The organism is Sphingosinicella sp. BN140058, from assembly GCF_004135585.1.
In the GTDB taxonomy this organism is placed as follows: domain Bacteria; phylum Pseudomonadota; class Alphaproteobacteria; order Sphingomonadales; family Sphingomonadaceae; genus Allosphingosinicella.
On record NZ_CP035501.1, the window covers coordinates 832,458 to 856,802 of the forward strand.

The following is a 24,345-nucleotide window of genomic DNA, read 5'->3' on the forward strand; positions in this document are numbered from 1 at the left end:
ACCGGCGCTAGCCGCGACTGGTTAATTGGTCGCTTACCGGCGCCCCGTAGATTCGCGATCCGCCGCTGTCAGCGCCTTGCCGCGGTTGTCTCGTCGCGGAGAGGCTTGAACTCGCCGCCTTCGTTCCAGGTCGGCCACGCCGCGCTATTCGCCAGTTCGCTGCCCAGAGCGAAGGCGACTCGCGCCTCCTGCGCGGTGCCCGCAAAGGTCCAGTCAGGGCTGAACGAGTCGCAGGGCTGGTGATAGCAGCGCGCATTGTAGGCCGTTACGATCGCCTCGCCCGCCCTGGTGCCGCCCTGCACCAGATCGCGCCCGGCACGGAAGGACAGCGCCGGTACCCCGCGCCGGGCAAAGGGGAAATGGTCGGAGCGATAATACCAGCCGGCTTCGGGATTGGGCTCGGCATCGGTGCGCAGGCCCTGCGCCGTGGCAACGCGGGCCAGATCGGCTTCGAGCGGAGTTCGGCCGCCTCCGATAAGTTCGATGTTGCGGGCGGCCGGCAGCACCACGTGCGGATCGAGATTGATCACCGCCGCCGTCCGCGCCAGCGGGTAAAGCGGGTGCGAGGCATAATAGTCCGCTCCGAGCAGCCCTTTTTCCTCGGCGGTCCAAGCCGCGAAGACGATCGTACGCGTCGGGCGCGGCCCCGCGGCGAAGGCACGCGCGACCTCCAGTAGTTCGGCAGTGCCGGTGGCGTTGTCGATGGCGCCGTTGCGGATCGGATCGCCTTTGCTGTCCGGCCCGTTACGACCGTTGGCATCCCAGTGCGCCCCGTACAGGACGAGTTCGTCCGGCCGGGATGCGCCTGGCAGCCGCGCGATCACGTTGCGGCTGGTGAACGGAGTGGCGCGGATCTCGCCCCGCGCCGACAATGAAGCGCCGGCCAGCGGCCGTGCCCGGAAATCCGGGCGGCGGGCCTCCTGCTTGAGCCGCACCAGATCGAGGCCGAGCGAACGTAACATCGATCGCGAGGCATCACCCGAAAGCCATCCGGTCAGCTTCATCGCCGAAGGCGCCAGGGGAGCAAAGGTCATCGCCGGCAACGCATCGCCACTGCCGACCTGGGCGAACGGATAGCTTGCGGCGGCCTCTTCGTGGATAACCAGCACCCCGGCCGCGCCGGCCTTCGCGGCAGCCTCGAACTTCACCCCCACACGGCCCGAATAGGCCATCCGCCGTCCCTCGAAGCCGAGATCGCGGCCAGCCTCGAAATCGGGATCGTTGGCCAGCACGACCGCGATCTTGCCGTGCAAGTCGACGCCCTCATACGCGTTCCAGCCGCGGGCGGCGTCGACGACGCCGAAGCCGGCGAAGACGAGTTCGGCATCGGCGAGCGTGGTTGCGCCGGCATTGCGCAGGGACAATGTCGCATCACGGCCAAGGACGAGTGGGATCACCCTGTTCTTCACCTTCAATGTCATCGATGCGCCCTCGAGCCGATCCAGGCGGACGAGCGGGACATCCTGGTACCAGCCGCCATTCTCCCCTCCGGGTTCCAGGCCGGCGGCAGCGAAGCGCTGCGCGAGATAGGCGACCGTCTTCTCCTCCCCGATTTCGCCGGGACCGCGTCCGGCGAAGTCGTCGGAGGAGAGTTGCAGGACGTCGGCCTTGATCCGATCGGCGGAGATCGGATCGGCCGCGGCGAGCGCGAGCAGCATGGAGAGCATCATGCGCCGAGTGAAGCGGGCGGCGTGGGAGAAGGCAAGGTGCGATCGCCCGCTCTCCACGATTATGGACGAAGCTTTCGTTCCGGACACGGAACCGGCCGCCGACAGCCAGTGTTTGTTGCTGCCGTAAGCGTGAACGGAAGGAACAGGCGATGCCGAGCGTCCCGAGACTGGAAGCCCTGGCGCGGATCGGCTTCGCCGCCCGCGGCGTGATGTACGTTCTGATCGGCATCCTCGCCTTGTTCACGGGGCGCAGCGAAGACGGCGCCGGGGCCCTCGAACAGTTGAACAGCGGCTTCGGGCGGCTGCTCCTCGGTGTCATGGCCGTCGGCTTCCTCGGCTACGGCCTCTGGCGCGTATCGGACGCAATCTATGACAGCGAAGGCAATGGCAGCGGAGCAAAGGGGATCGCGGTACGGGCCGGCGGTGCCGCCAGCGGCATCATCCATCTCGGTCTGTGCGTTCTCGCGGCATCGATGACCGCCGGAACCCGCCAGGGCTCCGGCGGCGATAGTACGCGCCAGGGCGCAGCCGCGACGCTGGATCTGCCCGGCGGCGAGATGCTGCTGTTGATTGCCGGGATCGCGCTGCTTGCCACTGGCGCCATCCAGTTGAGCAAGGCATGGCGGGCCGACTTCCTGCGCAACCTCGATAGTGAGGCGGCCTCCCGTCTACAGATCAAGCGCCTCGGCCAGGCCGGCTTCACCGCACGAGGCATCGTGTTTCTGGTGATGGGCTGGTTCCTGATCCGCGCCGGATGGGAAAGCCGTTCGTCGGAGGCGGGTGGAATGGGGCAGGCGCTGGCGTCGCTGAACCCGACGATCCATGCTCTCGTCGCCGCGGGCCTGTTGCTGTTCGGCCTGTTCAGCTTCGTCGAAGCCCGCCATCGTCGGATCAACGACCCGAAGGTACTCGACCGGCTACGGAGCAGCGCCGCCCGGATCAAACACCCGGCCTGAGGTCGGACGCCTGCGACAAACCGCCCCGCCGGAACGTCGAGGGAAAGTGAAGAACCTTGTCAACTGATCCAGTAGAGTATTATCTCTCCTGCTGATGCCGTCCGCCGCGCGGCACGCGAGTCATCCTTGCCGACCGGTCACCCGGAGGCGTCCGCCACACGAGGAACGATCCGTGGTCGCACGCTCCGTCGCCGAAGCCTCCTCTTCATCAAACGTCCTGCCCTGGTTCGATCATGCCGAGGCCGCCCTGACCGAGTTGCGGAGACTCCGTCTGGCCGCCCGGGGCCATCGTGCAGAGGAGCCGGCGGCCCTGTTCCCATCGCGGATCGCACTCGCGACGGCGGTGGAGCATTTCTCGGCCGCGCTCTTCCCGCGCCGGCTCGGGCGTTTCCGCGGGGATGCCGAGGCAGAGGATCGCTTCGCCGGCGAGCAGATGTTCGAAGGCCTTCGCCTGCTCCACGACGAAATCGGCGCCGAACTCGCTTATTGGCAACCCGAAGCCCGGGTGCCGTTCGATCCGGATCAGGCTGCGACGATCGTCACGCACTTTGCCGCAACGGTGCCGAAGATCCGGGCGCTGATCGATAGCGACGTAGAGGCGGCCTTCCTCGGCGATCCGGCCGCGCGCTGCGCCGACGAGATCCTCATTTGCTATCCCGGAGCGCTGGCCTCGCTGCACCACCGCATCGCCCACGAGCTTCACGCTTTGGGTGCGCCGATCTCCGCGCGGATCATCTCGGAGCTCGCAAACGAGCGTTCCGGCATCGACATCCATCCCGGTGCGACGATCGGCCCATCCTTCTTCATCGACCACGGCACCGGAGTGGTGATCGGCGAGACCGCGATCATCGGCGCCCGCGTCCGGCTCTACCAGCACGTCACGCTCGGCGCCCGAACGCCGCTCGGCACCGCCCGCCCCTCGGTGCGCGACCGCTATGCCCGGCACCCGATCGTGGAAGACGACGTCGTCATCTATGCGGGTGCGACCATCCTCGGACGGGTGACCATCGGGCGCGGCGCCACCATCGGCGGCAATGTCTGGCTGCTGACCGACGTCCCGCCAGGGAGCGTCGTTCTCCAACCGGCCGCGGGCACCGTCACCCGCGACTCGGCGGACGCGGTTCGGGACATCCTGACGGGCGCGGCGTGATGATCCACCTCAGCCTGCCGGAGCGCGCGAGGCCGGTCATCGGCGTCCTTTGCTGCAACGAGCAGGCAGGACGGCCGATCCAGGCGGTGGCGAGCCGCTTCATCGAACCACTCGCCCGTCTCGCCGGGGCCGCGGTGCTGCTCGTTCCGGCACTCTCCGATCCGTTCGACGCGCGTGCGGTTGCGCGGCGGCTGGACGGCTTGCTGCTCACCGGATCGCGTTCGAACGTGGCCGCGCATCGTTATGGCGGGCGCCGCGACGATTTCCCGGTAGACGAGCAGCGCGACGACGTCGCTATGGCTCTGGCTGCGCACATGATCGAAGAAGGACGCCCGGTCTTCGGCATCTGCCGCGGCCTGCAGGAACTGAACGTCCTGTTCGGCGGCAGCCTGGAACAGCTGTCCGGACACCATCGTGACGAAGCCGGGGATATCCCATTCGAAGACTTGTTCGCCCACCGCCACGATGTCGATCTCACCGAAGGCGGCATCTTCGCAGCGGCGGCCGGAAACCGGCGGATCAGCGTCAACTCGGTGCACCATCAGGGCATCGGCCGGCTCGGCCAGGGGTTGCGGGTCGAGGCGATCGCGGCGGAAGACAATCTGGTTGAAGCTTTCTCCAGCCGTCCCTGCGGCGCCGATCTGCTCGCCGTGCAATGGCACCCGGAGTGGGAGACCGCGCGCTGCCCCGCGAGCGGCGCATTCTTCGCCCGCATCGGCGAGGCTTTGCGCGCCCGGGACGGTCCCTGGATCGATCCGGCGCCGAACACGATCACCATGATGCCAGGAGACATGCGATGAAGGCTTCGAACATTCTCGATACGATCGGCAACACTCCTCACATCCGGTTGAACCGGCTGTTCGGCAATGCCGAAGTGTGGGTGAAGTCGGAACGGTCCAATCCGGGCGGATCGATCAAGGACCGGATCGCGCTGGCGATGGTGGAGGATGCCGAGCGCTCCGGCGCGCTCAAGGCCGGCGGCACGATCGTCGAGCCGACCTCGGGCAATACCGGCATCGGTCTGGCGATGGTTGCCGCGGTGAAGGGCTACAATCTCATTCTGGTGATGCCGGAGAGCATGAGCATCGAGCGCCGCCGGCTGATGCTCGCCTACGGCGCCAAGTTCGATCTCACCCCGCGCGAGAAGGGCATGAAGGGCGCGATCGAGCGGGCCAAGGAACTGCTCGGCGAGATCGAGGGCAGCTGGATGCCGCAGCAGTTCGAGAATGCGGCCAATATCGAGGTTCACACCCGCACCACCGCGCAGGAGATCCTGAACGACTTCCGCGACTCGCCGATCGACGTGCTGATCACCGGCGTCGGCACCGGCGGCCACATCACCGCCTGCGCCGAAGTGCTCAAGAAGGAATGGCCGAACCTCAAGGTGTTCGCGGTCGAGCCCACCTTGTCGCCGGTCATCTCCGGCGGCCAGCCCGGCCCGCATCCGATCCAAGGTATCGGCGCCGGCTTCATCCCCGCCAATCTGCACACCGATGCGATTGACGGCGTGATCCAGGTCGATGCCAACGACGCCAAGGAAATGGCGCGCCGCGCCGCCCGCGAGGAAGGCACGCTCGTCGGCATCAGCTCGGGCGCAAGCCTTGCCGCCGTCGCCCAGAAGCTGAAGGAAGTGCCGGAAGGCACCCGCATCCTCGCCTTCAACTACGACACCGGCGAGCGCTACCTCTCCGTGCCCGACTTCCTGCCGGAGCAATGAACGAAACCTCTCCCCTTCAGGGGAGAGGAAGAGCCGCACAGCGGCGAAGGAGAGGGGGAAGTGGAGCGGGTCGATGTTCGCTCGCCTCCCCTCCCCGCCACATTGTCAGCTTGCCGCAAGCTGCGCCGTGTTACCAACATGGTTCCGGCACAAACGCCCCGCCGGAAGGGGAGGCAATCGTAACGCCCGTGACACATCTCCGCCGCCTGATGGCAGCCTTCTGGCTGACGGTTGGGCTAAGCGCCGCCGGCGCGGCCCACGCGCAGTCGATCGGTGACGCGAGCGTCGCAGCGTCTCCCGTAGCGCCCTCCACCATCGTTCAACGTCCCGCCGAGGCACTGGCCCAGGATGCCGCCGAATATGCGCGGCAGCACCAGGTTCCGCTCGACGTCGCCATTCGCCGCCTCCTGGCGCAGGAGGATAGCGTCGTCGTCACCGACGAGATCCGCTCGATTTATGCGGCTCGCCTGGCCGGCATCGCGATCGAACATGCGCCGATCTACCGCGTCGTCGTCCTGCTCACCGGCGCCGAACCGGTACCCAATCGGGTGATTCGCGCCGGCGGAATGGACGTTCCGATCGTCTTCCGCACCGGCGCCCCCGCAACCGGTGAGCAGATCGTCGAGGCGGTCCGGCTGCACGCCGCCGAGGTGCGCGCCCAATTGCCCAGCGCCGTCGGCATGGGCCTCGACCCGAGAACCGGGGAATTCGTGCTGATGGTGCGGCGCGCCGACGCCGACCGTTACGGGGTCGGCGAGATCGAGCGGCGCTTGAAGGAGGGACTTCGCCTGCCCGCCCGCGTCCGCGTTCTCGATGGGGCGGATCGGAACAGCTCCATCGAGGGCGGCGCCCGGCTCGAGGGTCTCGACGCGGTGACCGGCAACCGAGGTTATTGCACCACCGGATTCGTGGTCACCAACGGTACCGAAACCGGGATCGTCACCGCCGCGCACTGCCCCGATTCCGCCACCTATTTCGATCCGGCCGGCGGCAGGACCGAGCTCGCCTTCGGCGGTCAATGGGGTTGGAGCTTCCAGGACGTGCAGCTCCATGTCAGCGCCCTCGCCCAGAAGCCGCTTTTCTATGCGGACACGAAGAAGAGCACCGCACGGCCTCTGGTTGCTTCGCGCAAGCGCTCGAGCACCCGCGCCGGCGATTTCGTCTGCCATCGCGGCGAGCGCAGCGGCTATAGCTGCGCGGAGGTCGAGCTCGTCGACTATGCGCCGCCGGGCGACCTATGCGGCGGCCCGTGCGCACCGGTGTGGGTGACGGTTTCCGGACCCTCCTGCGGCGGCGGCGACAGCGGCGGCCCGGTGTTCACCGGCGGCACCGCCTTCGGCATCGTCAAGGGTGCGAGCTACGATCGTCGCGGCCGCTGCAACTTCTATTACTACATGTCGACAGATTATCTTCCCGACGGCTGGTCTCTGCTTACGGAGCAGCCGCCGCAGTCACGCCCCGTCCACTCCCGCGCCTCCTCGGGCGGCACATCCCCCGGCAGCGCGATCACCGCGCGGCGCTGAACCGGATAGGGCAGGCTCCGCCGGGGAGTTCCGGGGCGGCGCCGAGCCGCTCCGCGACGATGAGTAGACGCGCAACGTCTCCGGCGGCGTCGGCCGCTTCCAGAGCCGCATCGGCAGTCTCGGCGCAGATCTGGTCGGTGGTCGCATCGGCACCATAGGCATTGGCGAGCGAGGTCGCGAAGCGGTCATAGGCGCTCTCGCCCGCGCTGCCGAAACCGGCAGCGAACTGGGCCTTGAGGACGCCGTTCGCGGCCTGCAGCGTGTCCCGGTTCACGTTCACGAAGCTGTTGTACGGCGCCAACACGTCGATCCCGAACGCCTTGCAGCGCAAGGTGGCGACCATCAGACGCGACTGGAGGTCCCGCACGCGCGCTGCCGCGGCCTGCTCGCTGTTCCAGCACCCCATGTCCGCCTTGGCGGGCTGTGCCATTGCAAGGCCGGCAAGCACCGTCGCCGCCGCCAACTTCATCCCCAACCCCGACATCCCGGTCACTCCGTCCTCCCACACGGATGCGCCACGGCATCCAGGAGCAAGACTGCCGTTATTGCGGTAACCAAGGACTGACCGAGAATGGTTAACCCGTTGAGACTAGTAGTTTTCCTTAGGCGGGTGAGGCTAAGGACGGATACGCCACGCAGCAGCCGTTGAAACCACGGTGCGGTCGCTAGCGTCCTTCACAAAGTCTTCGCATAAGTGTCACGAAAGTGTAATGTCGTGCTTTCGGACGTGGAGATCGCCCATGAAGATGCCCGTTCTCGCAGCCTTCTGCTGCGTTTCCCTCGCCGCGTGTGCGTCGAACTCGTCCGACATGGCTCGGATCGAGCAGGGTTACACGCCAGGCACCCTCGGCGTCGGCGCGATCGCGCGCTCGGATTGGGACAAGGCTGAAGCTCTGCTTACCGCCCGCAACGCCGCAGCAACTCGCGACCCCGCCCGCCTGATCAACCTGGGCAAAGTCTATATGGAGACCGGGCGCGCCGATCTTGCCGTGGCGACATGGGAGCGGGCGCTCGCCTCCAGACACCATCACGAAGTCGAGACCGCCGACGGCCGGTTCGTGTCGACCGAAGATCTCGCCCGTGAGGCGCTCGCCCGCTACAGCCCGGCAGTCGCCTCGCGCTGAGGCAGGTCGGCCCGGGCCATCCGCTGGTCCGCCAGCCGCATCGCCCGGGCTACGTCCAGCATCCCTCTACCGGTGAGTGGATCGTCGCCGCGCGCGCCCATGTCGACCGCGCTGTCGAGCAGGATCGTCGCGATCTCCGCGCCACCCAGGCGCGGATAGAGCTCGCGCAGCAGAGCTGCGGCTCCCGCAACATACGAGACCGAGAAAGAGGTTCCCGAAACCCGGTTGCAGAACCGCCCGGCGCAATTCGTGATCAGACCGTCGCCGGGAGCTGCCAGGAACCGGCCTTCCGCACCCGCGGCCTTGCTCGACCATGTGGCAATCGCCCCCTTCGGCGTGGTTGCTCCGACGACGATGATCGCATTGCCGAAACGCGGATCGGCCGCATAACGTGCCGGCCAGGCCGGGCGCTCCGACCCGTCATTTCCCGCTGCGGCGATGATCAGGATGCCCGCCTTTGCCGCACGCTCGAGTGCCGGTTCGATCTCGGCGAGGCGGCGCTTGGCTGCGAGCGGGAGCGCGATGATGTCGGTGCCCTGAGCGACGGAATAGTCGATCCCGCGGGCGAGATCCCGCTCCAGAATACGGCATCGTGTCGCGCAGGAGCCGTCGGCATCGACCCGGATCGACAGGATCGTCGCGTCGTAGGCCACGCCCATGCCGCCGAGCCCGTCCAGACGGGCGCCGAGCAGGCTCGCCGTCTGCCTGCCATGAGCCCCGACCGACTCCGGCGCGCGCCGGTCCGCGACCATATCGACCGAGCGATCCGAAACGTTGGCGAGAAGATCGGCCGGGCCACCGCCCACTCCGGTGTCGAGCAGCGCGATGGTGACGCCCTTACCGGTCGCCCCGGCAAGATAGGCGCGATCGGCGCGAATGGCGCGGACTCCCCAGTTCATCCGATATTCCAGGCTCCGGGATCGCAGTTGCGTGAAGGTCTTCGCGGACTCGCTCGCCGGACGGGTTCGGGCCTCAGCCGCGAGCGGCGTTAGCAAGGCCAGGGAGAGAAGAGTGGGGATGAGGAAACGATCACCGGCGACACGCGCCAGCGCCTGCATGGAAGCAATCACGAACACTGTCCTGGAAGGGCTTCGACCGAAGCCGTCGTGGCCCTAATCTAGGATCGGCGACTAAATCGTTGAAGAGGACCCGGAATCCTACGGTATCTGGTGCTCAGGCACTGCGCGTGGGGTCGGTGAGCGGTTCGGCGATCTCGCGGGCACCAGGCGTGCGGCTGGCCGGCAGACGCGTCGGCTCGCGCTCGATCATCCGTCGCACCACCGGCGGTCCATCGCCGCAATGGAGCGCACGCAGGCTCTCCGGGATGCCGGCATCGTCCTTGGTCAACCGATTGTTGTGTCGAATGTAATCGAGCCAGGTCGGCGTATGGTAGCGTTCGATCCAGACGTTGCGGTCGGACAGATCGCGCAGCAGGGTCCAGTGCAACGCACCGTCGCGGCGGCGAACCCGCCGCCGCTCCGCCATTGCCGCCAGGAAGCGAGGCACGTCGCGCTGACGAATGCGGAACTCGATCGTGACCACGACCGGCCCGGTGCGCGGCTCGACCGGAACCGCCGTCTGGGGTGCAGTCCACTCGCGAAGCGGATCGAGATCGATGTCGGTCACTGGCGGCAGCGCCAGCTTTAACCCGACGAGCGCGCAGACCAGTTGGAGCGCCCCGGCGCCGAGCAGGGCCGCTTCGATGCTGGTCGTCTCTGCGACCCGCCCCCATACCCAACTGCCGATCGCCATCCCCCCGAAAGCGCACATCTGGTAGATGGACAGGGATCGGGCGACGACCCAGCGCGGCGAGCGCAACTGGACAGTGACGTTGAAGGTCGACAACGCCATCACCCAGGCGCCGCCGGCCAGCACCAGCCCGATCATGCTGAGCAGCAGATTCTGGCTCAGCGCCGCGATCCCGGCGCCGGTCGCGAAGCCGGCACAGGCAATCCGGACCAGCCTCTCCGACGAGGTACGAGCCCGTAAGCGCGCACTGCCGACCGCGCCGACCACTGCCCCCCCACCAAAGCTGCCGAGCAGCAAACCGTAGGTGAGCGGTCCCCCCGCGACGACATCGCGCGCGATCAGCGGCATCAGCGCGGGCACCGCACTGGCGGCGATGCCGAAGATCATGCTTCTCGCCAGCACGGTTTTGATCGGCGGGGACATGCTGACGTAGCGTATACCGGCGGCAACCGCTGAGCCGAGCGTCTCCCGCGGGAGCGTGCGCGGCGGCCGCTGGGGCTGCCAGCGAAACAATACCGTCAGCAGACCGATATAGCTCACCGCGTTGATCGCGAAGGCGGCCGCCGCGCCTGCGGCGGCGACGATGGCCCCGCCAAGCGCCGGGCCAAGGCTGCGCGCGATATTGAATCCCATGCTGTTCAGCGCGACGGCGCCGGGCAACTCCGAGCGCGGCATCATGTCGCCGACCGACGCCTGCCAGGCCGGGCTGTTGAGTGCGGTACCGCAGCCGATCAGGAAGGTGAACAGCAGCAGCAGCCAGGGCGTGATCAACCCGGTCCAGGCGCACAGGGCGAGCGCCGCGGAGACCAGCAGCATGAAGCCTTGCGCCGCGAGCATCATCCCGCGGCGATCGAACGTGTCCGCCAGCGCGCCGGCGATCAGGGCCAGCAGCATGATCGGCAGGGTCACCGACGCCTGCACCAGCGCGACCATCTCCGCCGAATGGGAGATCGACGTCATCATCCACGACGCGCCGACCGACTGGATCATGCCGCCGAAGTTCGATGCCATGCTGGCGAACCACACGGCGCGAAAGACCGGGTGTCGAAGCGGCGACAGCGAAGATGCGGCAGTCGGTGCCGGAGGGAGCGTGGCGGTCATCGTCTCGGCAACGCCGTTCCATCAGGAAAGATCAACGGGATGGCGCCCTTACCCGACGATGAGTGCTTCCGAATTGATGTTGTAGCTGACCAGCTTGGTCGCGCCGCCATTGCTGGAGAACACGAAGGTCTCGGCCGCCTCTCCCCTGGCGAAACGGGTCTTGTAGCTCAGCGCCACATGGCTGACGCCCGGAGTGAAGTTCACGTTGAAGCCCTGCTGGCTCGCCTCGCCAGCTGCACCAAGCTTGCGGTGCACGGCGGTCAGGAAGGTGACGAATTTCTCCTTCGATCCGGCCGCCTTCAGCTCCGACGAGGATTGATCGTAGATTTCTCCATATCGCTCGGCGTTCAGCAGCGAATGGAAACGCGCAACCTGGCTCTGGGCGGCGGCGACCCTTTCACCGGTCGAGCAACCGGCGACAGCCACACTGGCGACCATGACCAGAAACGCACGAACCATGTCTTTCCCCCTCGGCGATGTTGACTGCACCGACCTCGTTACGGCCTCGGAACCGATGTCGCCAGCCCATGCAAGCTGTCGCCACGCTAGCCTATTGGCAAGAAGATGTCCGTGATCGCTTCATTCTCCGGCACGTCGGGGAAGAAGCGGACCCGTTGCACGAACAACGGTGCATCGCGCGGCTCCTCGCCGCTTCTCGGTAGCCAGTCCGCGTAGAGGAAGGCGATTGCGGAGCGCAGATCGTCACTCGAGCCGACCAGGCGCAGGACGGCGCAGCGTCCGCCGGCAATCTCTCCATCGACGACTCCAGCCGCGTTCGGCGTCACCGGGCGCCTGGTTTCGGCGCACAGATCCACACGGTACTGATCCGGCGGGGTGGTTTCCGGGTCGGTGTACAAGATGTTGTATGTGGCGCTTTCAGGCGGACGCAGGCCCGTCTCCTTGCGCCAGGCGATGAAGCGTCGGATCGAATCTCCGATGGTATGCGGATCACCGCGATGCTCGAGGACCGCGACCGGCGTCGCGGGAAAGTCGAGGAGCCTGATCTGATCGTCGGCATAATCGGTCATGTGGATGGTCCTTGCGTGGTGGAACGGCGCATAGGCCGCATGCCAAGGGCTCCAATCCGGCTGGTTTCTGAATTCGCGCGGGCTCTGACCTATCCGTCCCCGAAAAGCGCGGGAGAATGCCTCCGGAGCCTCGTAGCCGCTGTCGAGCGCGATCTCGATGATTGGCACCTCGTCGCGGTAGACGAGACTGTAGGACGCACGCTTCAGCCGGGCGAGCTGGACATAATTGTGAACGCTGAGCCCGAACATCTCCGAAAACTGCCGGTGGAAATGGTGCTTGGAAAAGGCGGCGACGGCGCTCAGCGCATCGAGCCCGAGATCGCCGCCGAGATTTCGATCGATATGATCGAGCACCCGACGCATCCGCTCCCGATAGACTTTGGCCGCGTCCCCGTTCACCTGCACCTCCGTAGCGCCTCTGCGGTAGCGACAGGCGGAGCTCCGATCCTGACCGATCTTGCGGAGTTGCTCAGCGCGCCCGTAGTATCATCAGCGTCGAGGTACCATGGGCGACGATCTTGCCGTCGGCCGAGAGCACGCGTGCTTCCGCGGTGGCGATCTGCCGTCCCTGGGTGACCACCCGTCCCTCTGCGCGAAGAACGCCGGTGTCCGGCCGGATGGCGCGGGTGAAGTTCACCTTGGTCTCGACGCTCGTATAGCCGACACCCGCCGGCAGCCTCGTATGCAGCGCGCATCCGGCCGCGCTGTCGATCAGGGTCAAGGCGACACCGCCGTGGACGCTGCCAAGCGGATTGAGGAGGTGCGGTCCGACCTCCATCTCGAACACGGCGAGACCATCATCGACTTCGGCCAGCCGGAAGCCGAGGGTCCGTGCGATCGTCGGCCCCGGGATGCTGCCGTTGATCATCCTTCGCAGCAATTCAAGGCCGCCGAGGCTCTGCAGATCTTCGGCTCTGGCCAGGCCATATTGGGCAGTCATGCATTCCTCCGATCGAACAACTCTCTGTCGCACGGTCGCCAGAGCAGGTCGAGGCCGGCACGCCCGAGCACGGATAAGGGCAATTCCGGATACGCACACGCACCGCCTGATGCGAGTCGAAGAGCCTCATCCATGCGTGAGGACAGAACATGATGCGCACGATCGGCGGCACCGCCCCCACTTCCCCGACTCTCGCCGATTGGCGCGCCGAGCTGACGACGCGCGGCGGGGTCCGCGTGGACGTTCGACCGGCCGCGCACGAGGATGAGGCGGCTCTTGCCGAATTCTTCACCCATGTGACCAATGAAGACCTTCGCTTTCGCTTTCTGACCAGCATGCCGCGGCCAGCCAAGGCGCTCGTCGCCGCGCTCGTCGACGTCGACCATAGTCAGACGGAAAACTTGCTCGCGTTCGAGACGACCAGCGGCGTCCTCGTCGCGACCGCGATGATCGCCGCGGATTCCCGCTTCAAGAGCGCCGAAGTCGCCATCGCCATCCATTCCGACTACAAGCAAAAGGGACTTGGCTGGGCGCTCCTCGATCATGCCGCCGCTTACGCCAAGGCTCGGGGTATCAAGATGATTCACTCCATCGAGAGCCGAGACAATCGCCAGGCAATCGCCGTCGAGCGCGACCTGGGCTTCGAGGCCAGTCTCTATGAGGGCGATGCGACCCTCGTGCGACTCTCCAAGCGACTCGATTGAGAATCGAGGTAAATAGCGCTCGGCATCCGCATTAAGGAAGGCGGGCGGCAGGGGCGACGAGCCCCGCCACCGCACGCTTCAAGACATTCTCCTGAAGCGGTTTGGCGAGTACGACGTCATAGCCTTCCTCACGAGCCTGGATCCGGTCGGAATCATTGAGGTGGCCACTGATCAGGATGGCACCGCCCCCCCAGCCGGCACCGCGCAGGTCGCGCAGCAATTCCAGCGCATTTTTCTCCGGCATGCAAAGGTCCGCTACCAGGCAGAAGGCCTGCAATGCCTCTGCATCCTTCGCGAGGCCGAGCCCCGAACGATAGGAGCGCACGTCGTAGCCCTGGCCCTGAAGCATCAGCTGCAGCGCGCGCCGCACCGCCGAATCGTCCTCGACCAGGAGCACGCGCGGTCGACGGGACACAGAGCAAGGGTCGAGCATGTTGGACACTCCCGCGGCGCACAGCGTTCAATTCGCATCGTTATGTGCAGCGCGGCAGCGCTTGGCTCTACGGATTACTCCGTAGTTTCTCCCTCAGGTTCCAGCGACGGGGGCCGCACCAGCGTGAACAGGAACTGGGTGCCGCCGCCTTCGGCGGCCCGGGCGCGAATGCGGCCGCCATGCGCTTCGATGATTGTGCGGCAGATCGACAGTCCCAGCCCCATTCCTGCTTCCTTGGTGCTGGTAAAGGCCTGGAACAGATTCTCGGCCACTTCCGGTGCGAGCCCGGACCCTGTGTCCGAGACCGTCACCTGCACCGTCTCGGGATCGAGCAATGAGGTCTCGATTGTCAGCCGGCGCACCGGGCGATCGTCCATGGCCTCGATGCCGTTGCGCATTAGATTGATCAGCACCTGCTGGATCTGAACCCGATCGACCAGCACGGGACTCGCATCCGGAGCATAGACGAAGTGCGCAGTGACGCCCTTCTCCTTACTGCCGACGAGCGCGAGGGCGCTCGCTTCGCTGATCAGCTTGGGGAGGTCTTCGACCGTCTTCGACACGTCACCGCGCGCCACGAACTCGCGCAGGCGCCTGACGATGGTGCCGGCGCGGATCGCCTGCCCTGCCATCTCGCCGAACACTTCTCGAAGCAATTCCTTGTCAGCAGTATCGGAGCCTGCGAGCAAATCTCCCGCCGCTTCGCCATAGGTCGCGATCGCGGTCAGCGGCTGGTTGAGCTCGTGGGCGAGCGTCGAGGCCATTGTGCCCATTGCGCTCAGCCGTGAGACGTGGATCAGTTCGGATTTGAGCTGTTCGAGACGCGCCTCGAAGTCCTTGCGCTCGGTGAGATCCTGAACGAATCCGGTGAACAGGCGCTGATCCTCCGTCAGGGCCTCGCCCACCGACAGCTTCATTGGAAATGTGCTGCCGTCGGCGCGCAGTCCCGTTACGATCCGGCCTATGCCAATGATGTGCGGCTCCAGCGTTGCCAGGTAGCGCTCGATATACGCGTCGTGCCGCTCCCGATCGGGCGACGGCATCAGCATGCTGACATTCTTGCCGACGACCTCCGCCTCTTCGTAACCGAACAGTTTCTCTGCCGCGGCGCTGAACGAGATCATCAACCCCTTGTCGTCGATCACGATCATCGCGTCGGGGACGGTGGCCAGGATCGATTGGAGATGCTGCTCCCGCCTCTTTAGTGTCCGCTCCGCCGCGCGACGGTCGGTCACGTCGTGGATGATCTTCGCGTAGCCGGTGAGGCGGCCGCCTTGGCTCTCGAGCGGCGTGATCATCGCATCCGCCAGGAACTCGGATCCGTCCGCCCGAACGTACCAACCCTCCTCGCTGAACCGGCCAGCGTTGCGTGCGGTCTCGAGCTCGGCAGTTGCCCGAGAGCGCGGCTCGTCCTGTGAAACGAAGATCGAGCAGTGGCGGCCGATCACGTCTTCCTGCCGCCAGCCGAACAGTCGCTCCGCGCCGCTGTTCCAGTTCAGCACGTTGCCCTCGGGATCGACCATGAAGATCGCGTAGCGGGTTGCGCCCTCCAGCAGCAGGCGCAACTCCTCGCCGGCGGCGCGCGCGCGCTGGGCCTCGGCCTCGGCAGAGATGCGGTGCGCCTCCGCGAGCCGCTTTTGCTCACCCAGGCGTCCACCGATCCAACCCACGCCGGCGCAGACCAGCACGAACAGCAGACCTTCGACGAGCATCGCCGGTTGCGATCGGTGCGCCGCGTCGACGAAGCTGAACCCGGCTGCGAGCGACAGAAATCCGGAGAGCAGGCCCGGACCTCGTCCACCCAACAGCACCGCGAACACGACGGGAAGGACGAACAGGAGAAACGGCGAGCGATCGCGCAGGATCTCGCCCAGGCCACTGCGAACGACGAAAGCGGCTCCGACGGCAGCCGCGGCCGTCAGATAGACGATGATCAAGCGGGTCCGCCTGTCGGGTACGAAGTCACTCAGCATCGCGTTGGATCTTGCGTCCTCTGCCGCCCGGCATGAAGGACGTGCATGCCCAACGCAAACGGGAGGGGCAAGCGCTGAAGCAGGCTGCTATCGGTCGTCTTCGCTCAGGCTGTCGGTGGAGCGGCGGCTGGATGCCCGACGAGGATTCGAACCTCGATTGACGGAGTCAGAGTCCGTAGTCTTACCTTTAGACGATCGGGCAGCGCCGGGCCGCCAGATAGGGGGCTGCCCCTCGGCGGTCAAGGCCGAAACGCGGCTTAGGTGATCCTACGGCAAGTGCCTCCGAAACGGCGGTGCCCGCGCCTTGCCGAACCGGCGGCGGCGCTGTACCACGTCCTCAAGTCAGGGGCGGCACCCGCTGCCCCGCAAGAGAATATAGAGTTTCACGCATGGCGCAGCAGGCCGGTATGGCACCGCTCACGCCGGCAGCAGGCCCGGCGCCGGCGGACAGAGGACCGCCCTCACCGCGTTTCGGCGCGAGGGTACCAAGACATACGTACGGCGCGCTCGATCTCGGCACCAACAATTGCCGACTGTTGATCGCGCGCCCTTCCGACGACGGCTTCACCGTGATCGACGCCTTTTCGCGGGTCGTCCGCCTCGGTGAAGGACTGGCCGCAAGCGGCCGGATCAGCGATGCCGCGCAGGATCGGGCCGTCGCAGCACTCGCGGTCTGCGCCGACAAGCTCTGCCGGCGCCGCGTGACGCTCGCCCGCTCGGTTGCGACCGAGGCGTGCCGCCGCGCGGCCAATGGCCGCCACTTCGTCGAGCGGGTCCGCCGCGAGACCGGCATCGTCCTCGAGATCATCTCGCCGGAAGAGGAAGCGCGGCTGGCGATGCTCGGCTGCCATCGGCTTCTCGAGCCAGGCGACGGCCCTGCCCTGATCTTCGACATCGGCGGCGGATCGACCGAGCTGGTGCTCATCGATACGGACGGCGAGGCGGCCCCGCGGATCAAATGCTGGTGGAGCGCACCCTGGGGCGTCGTGTCGCTCACCGAGAGCGAGGGTACCAACTTCCAGGATGCGTCGGAACGGCTGGCCGCTTACGGACGGATGAAGGAGCGGGTTCGCCACGCCTTCCGGCGCTTCTCGGAATTGCTTCCGAGCGAACGCAACAACATCCGCCTGATGGGCACCAGCGGTACTGTCACTACCCTCGCCAGCGTCCATCTTGCCCTGCCGAGCTACGATCGGCGTGCCGTCGACGGGCTGATGGTGCCGTCTGATTCGATGCGATCGGTAAGCACCATGCTGTCGAAGATGAGCCACGCGGAGCGTTCCGCCTTGCCCTGCATCGGCAGCGAGCGGTCCGATCTGGTCGTCGCCGGCTGCGCCATCCTGGAGGCGATCATGGACATCTGGCCGGCGCAGACGCTCGGCGTTGCGGATCGCGGCATTCGCGAAGGCATTCTTCGCTCGTTGATGGCGAAGGATGGGCACGTTTCGTGAGCAAGGGTGTGAAGACGCGGGTCAAGACCGCGAAGGGCCGCAAGATCAGCTCGACCCGCTGGCTCGAGCGGCAGCTCAACGATCCCTACGTCAAACAGGCCAAGGCCGAAGGCTATCGCTCGCGCGCGGCGTACAAGTTGATCGAGCTCGACGAACGTTTCGGATTCCTGAAGGGCGCCGAGCGAGTCATCGACCTCGGCGTCGCCCCCGGCGGCTGGACTCAAGTCGTCCGCAAGCGCCTGCCCAGAGCCGCCGTGGTGGGGATCGATCTGCTGCCCGCCGATCCGATCGACGGCGCCATCCTCCTGCAGATGGATTTCCTTGCGGACGAAGCCCCCGACCAGTTGCGCGAAGCGCTCGGCGGCCCCGCCGACCTCGTCCTCTCCGACATGGCTGCGAACACCGTGGGCCATCCCCAGACCGATCACCTGCGCACGATGGCGCTGGTCGAAGCCGGACTGGAATTTGCCGGCGAGGTGCTGAAGCCGGGCGGAGCGTTCGTCGCGAAGGTTCTTGCCGGCGGCGCCGACAACAACCTGGTCGCCGAGCTCAAGCGGCGCTTCACCACGGTCAAACACGCCAAGCCGCCGGCCAGCCGCAAGGGCTCGTCCGAATGGTACGTCGTCGCCCAGGGTTTCAAAGGGCCGGTGCCGAGTGGAGAGTGACGGCCGTTGGCTCGTAGTCTGGGCCCGTCAGGTGTTGCTGACCTCAGCGACCGATACGCCTCAGCTCCGCCGCGCGTCCGCGATCGCCTTCTTCAGCGCGTCATAGCCGACCGCACCGTGCAGTACCTTGTCGCCGACGACGAAGACCGGCGTGCCGTTGCCGCGTACCGCCTGCGCGAGCTGGTAATTCTTGCCGAGCTCCGCGCGCGCTTCGCCTGAGGAGACGAGCTGCTGAACCATCTGCGCAGTGACGCCGACATCGCGCGCCGCCTGTTCGATCGAGCGGTCGGTCGGCCGGCCCAGCCCATAGAGGCGCTCGAAATAAGGGTGGAATTTGCCGGCCTTGGCGGCGGCGAGGCTCACTTGCGCAGCCTTCTCGCTGTCGGGCCCGAGCACCGGCCACTCGCGCCACACCACCTTGAGCTTCTTGTCCTCCGCAAGCAGACGCGCCACGTCGGCGTTGCTCCGCCGGCAATAGCCGCAGCTATAGTCGAAGAACTCGACCAGGGTGACGTCGGCGTCCTTCGCTCCCGCCCAAGCGCCCGCAAACGGGGTCTCGTAAGCGGCGCGATTGGCCGCGACCGCCTGCCCGGCTTCGCGCTCCTGGAGCCGTTCCATGGCTTCCGGCAGCACTTCCGGATGCTCGAGCAGATAGGCGTGCACCACCTTTTCGATTTCGGCCCGGTCACCAACGCCGCCGTTCCCTTGAGCCCACAGAGCCACGGCGCCACCGCCAATGACGAGGCCGATGACACCAGCGATCAGGCCGCCTTTGAGGCCGCCGGATCCGCCTTCACTTGATGCCATCGCTTCCCTTCCTCTTCTCGGTCTCTACCGCGGTGCGCGAGACCATGGCGATATCCTGGGCACGGAGCCAGTCGATCGTTCCGGTGGGGATGGCATGCAGCGCCTGTTCGGCGTTGGCCAGCGCCAGACGCGGCTGGTTTTCCAGATTGTAGCGCTCTGCCGTCGCCAGAGCAGCTCGGCCGCGATCGCCTTCGCGATCATAGACGATACCGAGCTGATACCAGGCGAAGGGATTGGAATTGTCGCGGCTGATCGCAGACTTGAGCACGGTCTTCGCTTCCTCGAAAGCATCCGGCTTTTCGGTCGCGATCAGCGCGTGGCCGAGCAAGGAGGCGAGCAGCGGCTCGTTCGGGGCACGCTGCACCGCCCGGCGCAACGATGCCAGCGCCTCTCCCGGCCGCCCCGATTCGAGCAGCACCTGGCCGCGGAGCTCGAGATAATAAGGATCGTCGGGCGTTGTCTGAAGCAGGCTGTCGATCTCGCCCAGCGCCTTCTCCGGAAAGGCGGTCTTGTGCCAGGCATAGGCCCGGGCATACCGCGCCTGCACCGTCTTGTTGTATTCGGGGTAGAGGGCGAGCGTCCGCTTCGGATCGTCGACGAAGCCGGCAAGCTTCGCCTTCACCCGCTGGAAGCGCGCCTCGAGCGCTGGATCGCTCGCCTTGCCCCAGGCCGGATCTCGCGAATAGACCTGTTCGAGCGCCTGGATACGCTCGCCGGTCAGCGGGTGGGTGCGGGCGTAGCTGTCTTCCTGCGGAATGGCGTAGCGGAACTCCTGATTCTGCAGCTTCTTGAAAAAGCTCAGCGAGCCCTTGCCGCTGATTCCGGCCTTGGTCAGGAAGCTGGCGCCCGCCTGGTCGGCGGAGGATTCCTGGGTTCGGGTGAACGCCAGGAACTTGCCCATCGCAGCCTGCTGACCGGCGGCAAGGATGCCGGCACCCGCATCGCCGGCGCCCGCGGCCATCGCCGCGGCGCCCAGCACCAGCGACAGGATCATGATGCCCGTGGCCATCTTTACGCCCTCGCCGAAGCGAAGCACGTGGCCGCCGGTAATGTGGCCGAGTTCGTGGGCGATGACGCCCTGGACCTCATTGGCGCTGTCGGCAGCGGCGATCAGGCCGGAATGTATGTAGACGATCTGCCCGCCGGCGACGAAGGCGTTGATCGACGGATCGTGAATCATCACGACCTGGACGTTTTCGGGCCGCAACCCCGCCGCAGCGATCAGCGGGCGCGACATCTCCCTGAAGAGTGCCTCGGTCTCGGCATCGCGGAGGATCGACTGGGCGGCAGCCGGCTGCGCGATGGCGGTGAAGCCGAGGATCAGCAGCATCAGCAGCCGAGCGAGGGTCCGACCCAGGAAAGGCCGATTGCGGTGCGCTTCAGGCATTTCGGTTACCTATCGCTCGCGCGCTGAACGGAAGATGAGCGCCCCGTTCGCACGGGACGCTCATCTTCGACGTCGCTCAATTGCCGAAGGTGCGCTGCCACCAGCCTCGGCGCGGCGGCGCGGACTCGCCGCCCTCGTCGGCCGCCGCCGCCTCGGCGCCGCTCTCGTCGGCGCTCTCCGCCGGATCATTGGCGGCTGCGGGTGCGGGCGTTTCGACCGGCGCGGCCTCGGCGGGAGCAGCCTTCCGCCGACTCCGCCGCTTCGCGGCCGGTGCTTCCGGCTCGGCGGCAGGCTCGGCAGCGGCTTCGGCGGGCTGCGCCTCGTCGGCCTTCTTGCGGCGGCTGCGGCGCTTGGGCTTGGCGGCCTCTTCCTCTGCGGCAGGCGCTTCTGCCGGAGCTTCCGGCGCGACTTCCGCGGCGGCGGCGATCGCCTCGACCGGTGCGGCTTCCGCAGCGACCGCCTCCGGCGCATCGGCAGCGTCCGCCTTCTTGCGCGCACGCGGCCGGCGCCGCGTCTTCGGCTTCTCCTCGGCGGTCGGTGCCTCCTCGGCAGCCGGTGCTTCCTCGATCGGCGCAGCCGGAGCGGCTTCGGCCGTGGTCGCTTCGGCGGTCATCGAATCATCCGCCTCGGGCTGCTCGGCATCCGCGCCAGTGCCTTCGCCCTGTTCGTCGCGGCCTTCCTCGCCTTCCCTGCGGCGACCGCCACGGCGGCCGCGGCGCCGGCGGCGCTTGCGGCCGCGCTCGCCGCCCTCGTCCCGCTCCGGACGCTCGCCACGCTCGCGGCGTTGCTCCCGCGGCTCCTCCTCGGCAGCCTCGTCCTCGGCTTCCTCCTCGAGCTCCTCTTCCTCCTCCTCGGGCAGATCCTCTTCGTCCTCATCATAGACGGGCGGAGCGATCGGCTCGAAGCGGGGTCGGACGGTCGGCGGCGGGCCATGCGATTCGACCGCCATGCGCGCGCCTTCGAGGCCTTCCTCGATCAACACTTCGACGATCACGCCATAGCGATCCTCGACTTCGGCGATTTCCGCGCGCTTGCGGTTGAGGACGTAGATCGCGGCCTCGCGGCCGGCGCGAAGCAGGATCCGGCTGCCGCGGCCGCGGCCCGCTTCGTCCTCGATCATGCGCAGCGCCGACAGGCCGGCCGACGATGCAGTTCGCATCAGGCCGGTGCCCTCGCAATGCTGGCACGGCTTGGTCGACGCTTCGAGCACACCGGTGCGCAGGCGCTGACGGCTCATCTCCATCAAACCGAAGGACGAGATACGACCGACCTGAATGCGGGCGCGATCGTTCTTCAGCGCCTCCTTCATCGCTTTCTCGACCTTACGGATATGACCGTTCGATTCCATGTCGATGAAATCGATGACCACCAGACCGGCCATGTCGCGCAGGCGGAGCTGACGGGCAATTTCGTGCGCCGCCTCGATGTTGGTCGCGTAGGCGGTCTGCTCGATATTGTGTTCTCGGGTCGATCGGCCGGAGTTGATGTCGATCGACACCAAGGCTTCCGTCGGGTTGATCACCAGATAGCCGCCCGATTTCAGCTGCACCACCGGCTGGTACATGGCGGCGAGCTGGTCCTCGACCCCGAAGCGCTGGAACAGCGGAACCGGATCGGAATAGCCGCGCACCTTCTTGACGTGGCTCGGCATCAGCAACTTCATGAACGAGCGGGCAGCGCGATAGCCGTCCTCGCCCTCGACGATCACCTCGTCGATGTCGCGATTGTAGATGTCGCGGATGGCGCGCTTCACCAGATCGCTGTCGCCGTAGATCAGCGCCGGCGCGGCGCTGCCGAGCGTGCGCTCGCGGATTTCGTCCCAAAGCCGGGCGAGATAATCGAAGTCGCGCTTGATCTCGGTCTTGGTGCGCGACAGGCCCGCGGTGCGGACGATCAGCCCCATCGACGTCGGCAAGGCGAGATCGGCCATGATCTGCTTCAGCCGCTTGCGGTCGGCGCCGTTGGAAATCTTGCGGCTGATGCCGCCGCCGTGGCTCGTGTTCGGCATCAGCACGCAATAGCGGCCGGCCAGCGAGAGGTAGGTGGTCAGCGCAGCGCCCTTGTTGCCGCGCTCTTCCTTGACGACCTGAACGAGCAGCACCTGGCGCCGCCGGATGACGTCCTGAATCTTGTAGCGGCGACGGAGCGCTTGGCGCTTCCGGCGAAGCTCGTCGGCGGCACTCTCTTCCGAACCGCTGGCATTTTCCGGCTTGGCCGGCGCCGCATCGTCCTGAACGTCCGACTCGTCGCCCCCGCCGGCGCCGATTTCTTCGACCGGGCCGGAGTCCGCCTCGAAGCCGTCATCGTCTTCGTCCGACTCGTAGCGGCTGTCCTCGGCGGCGCGCAGGCGCTCCTCCTCGGCCGCATGTTCAGCCTCCTCGCGGAGCAGAGCCTCCCGATCTTCCTTGGGGATCTGGTAGTAATCGGGATGAATTTCGCTGAAAGCGAGGAATCCGTGCCGATTTCCGCCATAGTCGACGAACGCCGCCTGCAGCGACGGCTCGACCCTGGTTACCTTGGCGAGATAGATATTGCCCTTGAGCTGCTTGTGCTCGGAAGATTCGAAATCAAATTCCTCGATCCGGTTTCCCTTGACGACGGCCACCCGGGTTTCCTCGTGGTGGCGCGCGTCGATCAGCATGCGCATTGTCATTGATGTCACTCCACGCACGCGCCGCAGCCTTGAGGGCGTCGCGGCACGCGCGTTCGAATATGGACGAAGGCGGCGCCGATCCGGCGCGCGCTTTCTGTGTCCGGGTTGAAAAGAGGCTGTTCGTGTCTGCTGCTCGTGCCTGGGGCGTCGTCATCGCCGGCCCCGCAGCCCTCGACGCGACGCCCGTAACCCTGAGGGGGCGTAGCCAGTCGAAGGAAATAAAGCTCATGCAGCGTCAACCTTGGGTGTCCGGCGCAGTGCGCCGGCGCGAGAACTTTCGGCCAAGATGAGAAGGGCTTGGTCGCACTTCAACACTGTGCCGAAATTGACTGCTAGCATCTCGGTTGTTCAGCTTCAACCGGCCAGACCGTGATTTTCGCTGGACCGGCGGCAATCGCCGGCCGCAGATACGGCGATGTCCTTCTTCCTTGCCTTGCTCTCCGCGCTGTTTGCCGCCCTTTCGGGTGGCGGCGGCGAAACGCCGTCGGGCGAGACCATCACGATTCCGCTCGAGCGTTCGGGCGACAGCAGCCCATCCGGCCCCCTGCCGGCAATCTCAGGCTCGAACGATCCGAGCCGTCCGTTGGTGGTGCTCGATCCGGGTCATGGCGGGCGGGATCCCGGTGCGACCTCTCCGTTCGGGGGCCGGCACGAAAAGGACGTGACGCTCGCCGTGGCACGGGCGATCCGCGATGCGCTCGCCGCGGGCGGCAGGGTTCGCGTCGCGCTGACCCGTGACGACGATCGGTTCATCGTGCTTCGCGACCGCTACGAGATCGCGCGCCGCATGGGCGCCGGCCTGTTCATCTCGATTCACGCGGACGCGGCGCCAAGCAATGACGGCGCACGCGGCGCAACCATCTACACTCTGTCCGAAGTCGCCTCCGACCGTCAGGCGGCCTTGCTCGCTCAGGAGCAGAACGAAGCCGACCGGATCGGCGGCGCGCCGCTCGTCGAGGATGCCGGAGTCAACCGCATCCTGATCGATCTCGCCCAGCGCAACAGCATGAACGTCTCGGCGCAATTCGCCGCCCTGCTCCGCCGCGAGGCATCGGCCTATTTCCCGTTCCGGCCGGATTATCACCGTTTCGCCTCGCTGATCGTGCTCAAGGCGCCGGACGTTCCGTCGATCCTCTTCGAGACCGGCTACCTCACCAACGGCACCGACGTCGCCTACATCAACTCGCCCGAAGGACAGCGGCAGATCGCTTTGGGGATGAACAGCGCCATCGAAACCCACTTCGCTCGTCGGACGCTCGCCACCGCAAGCCGCTGACATGCTTCACCCGTGCATCATGATCGGCTAGGTACCTC

22 protein-coding genes and 1 tRNA gene are annotated in these 24,345 nt (G+C 66.5%); 10 read left to right on the plus strand and 13 right to left on the minus strand.

The features are described 5' to 3' along the window. Positions 1-68: 68 nt before the first annotated feature. A complete protein-coding gene (locus ETR14_RS03845) occupies positions 69-1,670 on the minus strand; it encodes a M28 family peptidase (protein WP_129383445.1) in 1,602 nt (533 codons plus the stop codon). Between the two features lie 149 nt (positions 1,671-1,819). Here ETR14_RS03845 and ETR14_RS03850 point away from each other — a divergent pair, with 149 nt between their 5' ends. The 5 genes from ETR14_RS03850 (at position 1,820) to ETR14_RS03870 (ending at position 7,016) form a co-directional block, all read left to right on the plus strand. After that, complete coding sequence (locus ETR14_RS03850) at positions 1,820-2,626, plus strand: DUF1206 domain-containing protein (RefSeq protein WP_129383446.1); 807 nt, start codon at positions 1,820-1,822, stop codon at positions 2,624-2,626. 172 nt (positions 2,627-2,798) lie between these two features. Further along, complete coding sequence (gene epsC / locus ETR14_RS03855; RefSeq protein ID WP_371416740.1) at positions 2,799-3,776, plus strand: serine O-acetyltransferase EpsC; 978 nt, start codon at positions 2,799-2,801, stop codon at positions 3,774-3,776. Then, positions 3,776-4,576: a gamma-glutamyl-gamma-aminobutyrate hydrolase family protein gene (locus ETR14_RS03860; protein ID WP_129383448.1), complete on the plus strand. Its 801-nt coding sequence runs from the start codon at positions 3,776-3,778 to the stop codon at positions 4,574-4,576. Before epsC ends, ETR14_RS03860 begins: the two co-directional genes overlap by 1 nt. Continuing rightward, the gene (gene cysK, locus ETR14_RS03865; RefSeq protein ID WP_129383449.1) at positions 4,573-5,493 is read left to right on the plus strand and encodes a cysteine synthase A; all 921 of its coding nucleotides are present in this window, start codon (positions 4,573-4,575) and stop codon (positions 5,491-5,493) included. Before ETR14_RS03860 ends, cysK begins: the two co-directional genes overlap by 4 nt. Before the next feature lie 188 nt (positions 5,494-5,681). Further along, on the plus strand, positions 5,682-7,016 hold the full coding sequence (locus ETR14_RS03870) for a hypothetical protein (RefSeq protein WP_129383450.1): 1,335 nt from the start codon (positions 5,682-5,684) through the stop codon (positions 7,014-7,016). On the opposite strand, the gene ETR14_RS03875 is transcribed toward ETR14_RS03870, so the two are convergent. Beyond that, entirely contained in the window at positions 7,000-7,500 is a 501-nt protein-coding gene (locus ETR14_RS03875) for a hypothetical protein (RefSeq protein WP_129383451.1), read from the minus strand. The two genes, ETR14_RS03870 and ETR14_RS03875, sit on opposite strands and share 17 nt — an antisense overlap. Before the next feature lie 256 nt (positions 7,501-7,756). Here ETR14_RS03875 and ETR14_RS03880 point away from each other — a divergent pair, with 256 nt between their 5' ends. Continuing rightward, positions 7,757-8,140, plus strand: a complete 384-nt coding sequence (locus tag ETR14_RS03880) for a hypothetical protein (protein ID WP_129383452.1) — start codon at positions 7,757-7,759, stop codon at positions 8,138-8,140. Here the strand turns inward: ETR14_RS03880 and ETR14_RS03885 are convergent. From ETR14_RS03885 to ETR14_RS03905, 5 genes are all read right to left on the minus strand, one after another. Continuing rightward, entirely contained in the window at positions 8,113-9,210 is a 1,098-nt protein-coding gene (locus ETR14_RS03885) for a S8 family peptidase (RefSeq protein WP_129383453.1), read from the minus strand. The two genes, ETR14_RS03880 and ETR14_RS03885, sit on opposite strands and share 28 nt — an antisense overlap. Positions 9,211-9,313: 103 nt before the next feature. Further along, the gene (locus tag ETR14_RS03890; RefSeq protein ID WP_129383454.1) at positions 9,314-10,990 is read right to left on the minus strand and encodes an MFS transporter; all 1,677 of its coding nucleotides are present in this window, start codon (positions 10,988-10,990) and stop codon (positions 9,314-9,316) included. A 48-nt stretch (positions 10,991-11,038) separates the two neighbouring features. Continuing rightward, the gene (locus tag ETR14_RS03895) at positions 11,039-11,449 is read right to left on the minus strand and encodes a DUF4019 domain-containing protein (RefSeq protein ID WP_129383455.1); all 411 of its coding nucleotides are present in this window, start codon (positions 11,447-11,449) and stop codon (positions 11,039-11,041) included. An 86-nt stretch (positions 11,450-11,535) separates the two neighbouring features. Beyond that, positions 11,536-12,417 carry a GyrI-like domain-containing protein gene (locus ETR14_RS03900; protein ID WP_243455751.1) on the minus strand — a complete coding sequence of 294 codons (882 nt, stop codon included), beginning with the start codon at positions 12,415-12,417 and terminating at the stop codon, positions 11,536-11,538. A gap of 70 nt (positions 12,418-12,487) precedes the next feature. Then, positions 12,488-12,958 carry a PaaI family thioesterase gene (locus tag ETR14_RS03905; protein WP_129383456.1) on the minus strand — a complete coding sequence of 157 codons (471 nt, stop codon included), beginning with the start codon at positions 12,956-12,958 and terminating at the stop codon, positions 12,488-12,490. Positions 12,959-13,107: 149 nt separating this feature from the next. Between ETR14_RS03905 and ETR14_RS03910 the strand changes: the two genes are divergently transcribed. After that, the gene (locus ETR14_RS03910; RefSeq protein ID WP_371416741.1) at positions 13,108-13,662 is read left to right on the plus strand and encodes an N-acetyltransferase family protein; all 555 of its coding nucleotides are present in this window, start codon (positions 13,108-13,110) and stop codon (positions 13,660-13,662) included. A gap of 31 nt (positions 13,663-13,693) precedes the next feature. On the opposite strand, the gene ETR14_RS03915 is transcribed toward ETR14_RS03910, so the two are convergent. The 3 genes from ETR14_RS03915 to ETR14_RS03925 all read right to left on the minus strand — a co-directional run bounded on the left by ETR14_RS03915 (position 13,694) and on the right by ETR14_RS03925 (position 16,270). Then, on the minus strand, positions 13,694-14,059 hold the full coding sequence (locus tag ETR14_RS03915) for a response regulator (protein WP_206185962.1): 366 nt from the start codon (positions 14,057-14,059) through the stop codon (positions 13,694-13,696). Between the two features lie 110 nt (positions 14,060-14,169). Continuing rightward, positions 14,170-16,068: a PAS domain S-box protein gene (locus tag ETR14_RS03920; RefSeq protein WP_129383458.1), complete on the minus strand. Its 1,899-nt coding sequence runs from the start codon at positions 16,066-16,068 to the stop codon at positions 14,170-14,172. 128 nt (positions 16,069-16,196) lie between these two features. Further along, positions 16,197-16,270: transfer RNA gene (locus ETR14_RS03925), tRNA-Gln, on the minus strand. Positions 16,271-16,457: 187 nt separating this feature from the next. On the opposite strand from ETR14_RS03925, the gene ETR14_RS03930 reads away from it, so the two are divergent. Together ETR14_RS03930 and ETR14_RS03935 are read left to right on the plus strand one after the other, a co-directional pair. Next, positions 16,458-17,519, plus strand: a complete 1,062-nt coding sequence (locus ETR14_RS03930; protein ID WP_129383459.1) for a Ppx/GppA phosphatase family protein — start codon at positions 16,458-16,460, stop codon at positions 17,517-17,519. Next, positions 17,516-18,184, plus strand: coding sequence for an RlmE family RNA methyltransferase (locus ETR14_RS03935; protein WP_129383460.1), 669 nt, complete (start codon positions 17,516-17,518; stop codon positions 18,182-18,184). The genes ETR14_RS03930 and ETR14_RS03935 overlap by 4 nt, the downstream gene beginning before the upstream one ends. Before the next feature lie 60 nt (positions 18,185-18,244). On the opposite strand, the gene ETR14_RS03940 is transcribed toward ETR14_RS03935, so the two are convergent. The 3 genes from ETR14_RS03940 to ETR14_RS03950 all read right to left on the minus strand — a co-directional run bounded on the left by ETR14_RS03940 (position 18,245) and on the right by ETR14_RS03950 (position 23,031). Continuing rightward, the gene (locus tag ETR14_RS03940; RefSeq protein WP_243455752.1) at positions 18,245-18,991 is read right to left on the minus strand and encodes a DsbA family protein; all 747 of its coding nucleotides are present in this window, start codon (positions 18,989-18,991) and stop codon (positions 18,245-18,247) included. Further along, positions 18,978-20,378, minus strand: coding sequence for a M48 family metalloprotease (locus tag ETR14_RS03945; RefSeq protein ID WP_206185963.1), 1,401 nt, complete (start codon positions 20,376-20,378; stop codon positions 18,978-18,980). The genes ETR14_RS03940 and ETR14_RS03945 overlap by 14 nt, the downstream gene beginning before the upstream one ends. Positions 20,379-20,454: 76 nt before the next feature. Then, the gene (locus ETR14_RS03950) at positions 20,455-23,031 is read right to left on the minus strand and encodes a ribonuclease E/G (RefSeq protein WP_129383461.1); all 2,577 of its coding nucleotides are present in this window, start codon (positions 23,029-23,031) and stop codon (positions 20,455-20,457) included. A 415-nt stretch (positions 23,032-23,446) separates the two neighbouring features. On the opposite strand from ETR14_RS03950, the gene ETR14_RS03955 reads away from it, so the two are divergent. Next, a complete protein-coding gene (locus tag ETR14_RS03955; RefSeq protein WP_129383462.1) occupies positions 23,447-24,307 on the plus strand; it encodes an N-acetylmuramoyl-L-alanine amidase in 861 nt (286 codons plus the stop codon). The last annotated feature ends 38 nt before the right edge of the window (positions 24,308-24,345 follow it).

Bases quoted from the DNA above. Each gene is read 5' to 3' on its own strand.
- ETR14_RS03845 (WP_129383445.1), bottom strand. From the start codon at position 1,670: ATGATGCTCTCCATGCTGCTCGCGCTCGCCGCGGCCGATCCGATCTCC.
- ETR14_RS03850 (WP_129383446.1), top strand. From the start codon at position 1,820: ATGCCGAGCGTCCCGAGACTGGAAGCCCTGGCGCGGATCGGCTTCGCC.
- ETR14_RS03860 (WP_129383448.1), top strand. From the start codon at position 3,776: ATGATCCACCTCAGCCTGCCGGAGCGCGCGAGGCCGGTCATCGGCGTC.
- cysK (WP_129383449.1), top strand. From the start codon at position 4,573: ATGAAGGCTTCGAACATTCTCGATACGATCGGCAACACTCCTCACATC.
- ETR14_RS03875 (WP_129383451.1), bottom strand. From the start codon at position 7,500: ATGTCGGGGTTGGGGATGAAGTTGGCGGCGGCGACGGTGCTTGCCGGC.
- ETR14_RS03880 (WP_129383452.1), top strand. From the start codon at position 7,757: ATGAAGATGCCCGTTCTCGCAGCCTTCTGCTGCGTTTCCCTCGCCGCG.
- ETR14_RS03890 (WP_129383454.1), bottom strand. From the start codon at position 10,990: ATGACCGCCACGCTCCCTCCGGCACCGACTGCCGCATCTTCGCTGTCG.
- ETR14_RS03895 (WP_129383455.1), bottom strand. From the start codon at position 11,449: ATGGTTCGTGCGTTTCTGGTCATGGTCGCCAGTGTGGCTGTCGCCGGT.
- ETR14_RS03905 (WP_129383456.1), bottom strand. From the start codon at position 12,958: ATGACTGCCCAATATGGCCTGGCCAGAGCCGAAGATCTGCAGAGCCTC.
- ETR14_RS03910 (WP_371416741.1), top strand. From the start codon at position 13,108: ATGATGCGCACGATCGGCGGCACCGCCCCCACTTCCCCGACTCTCGCC.
- ETR14_RS03920 (WP_129383458.1), bottom strand. From the start codon at position 16,068: ATGCTGAGTGACTTCGTACCCGACAGGCGGACCCGCTTGATCATCGTC.
- ETR14_RS03930 (WP_129383459.1), top strand. From the start codon at position 16,458: ATGGCGCAGCAGGCCGGTATGGCACCGCTCACGCCGGCAGCAGGCCCG.
- ETR14_RS03940 (WP_243455752.1), bottom strand. From the start codon at position 18,991: ATGGCATCAAGTGAAGGCGGATCCGGCGGCCTCAAAGGCGGCCTGATC.
- ETR14_RS03945 (WP_206185963.1), bottom strand. From the start codon at position 20,378: ATGCCTGAAGCGCACCGCAATCGGCCTTTCCTGGGTCGGACCCTCGCT.
- ETR14_RS03950 (WP_129383461.1), bottom strand. From the start codon at position 23,031: ATGACAATGCGCATGCTGATCGACGCGCGCCACCACGAGGAAACCCGG.
- ETR14_RS03955 (WP_129383462.1), top strand. From the start codon at position 23,447: ATGTCCTTCTTCCTTGCCTTGCTCTCCGCGCTGTTTGCCGCCCTTTCG.